The 723-nt window shown below is 68.2% G+C and carries 2 protein-coding genes; both read left to right on the forward strand.

Annotation, left to right across the window (positions count from 1 at the left end; translation table 11 throughout):
• On the forward strand, positions 1-390 hold a 390-nt coding region (locus CCL05_RS41260; protein WP_244204588.1), incomplete at its 5' end, for an SDR family NAD(P)-dependent oxidoreductase.
• Between the two features lie 32 nt (positions 391-422).
• Positions 423-723, forward strand: a 301-nt coding sequence (locus tag CCL05_RS41265) for an NADPH-dependent F420 reductase (RefSeq protein ID WP_158102532.1), incomplete at its 3' end; no start/stop codon positions are given.

The raw sequence follows: 723 nt of genomic DNA on the forward strand, positions 1-723 counted from the left end.
GTCAAGCGGGAGAAGGGAAGCCTCGACGTACTGTGGGCCAGCGCCGGAGGGGGCGAGCCCGCCCCGCTCGGCGAGATCACCGAGGCCCAGTTCGACACCTGGTTCGGGCTCAACGCGCGCGGCACCCTGTTCACCGTCCAGAAGGCCCTCCCGCTCTTCAACGACGGCGGCTCCATCCTCATGACCGGCTCCAACGCCTCTCTCGGCGCCTTCCCCGGCTGGAGNNTCTTCGACGAGGCCACCAAGCGCCAGTTCGAGTCCCTCATCCCGCGCGGCCAGATGGGCCGCCCCGACGAAATCGCCACCGCGGCCCTCTTCCTCGCCTCCGACGACTCCAGCTACGTCAACGGCATGGAACTCGTCGCCGACGGCGGCACCACCGCCATCTAGACCGAACAACCACCACCAGGGCAGGACATCTCATGAGCAATATCAGCATCATCGGCACCGGGAACATGGCCCGCACCATCGGCGCGCGGGCGATAGCGGGCGGCAACACCGTCGAGGTCATGGGCCGCGATCAGTCCAAGGCCGCTGACCTGGCCAAGGCTCTCGGCGGCGGCGCCACGACGGGAGAATGGGGCACCGCCCCGGCCGGGGACATCGTCATCGTGGCCCTGCTGTACAACGGCGTCGTGCCGGTCGTCGCCCAGTACGGAGACGCCCTCGCGGGCAAGGTCATCGTCGACATCAGCAATCCCTTCAACTCCACGTTCGACGGGC

This window comes from Streptomyces africanus (assembly GCF_002150735.1).
GTDB classification, from domain to species: Bacteria; Actinomycetota; Actinomycetes; order Streptomycetales; family Streptomycetaceae; genus Streptomyces; species Streptomyces africanus.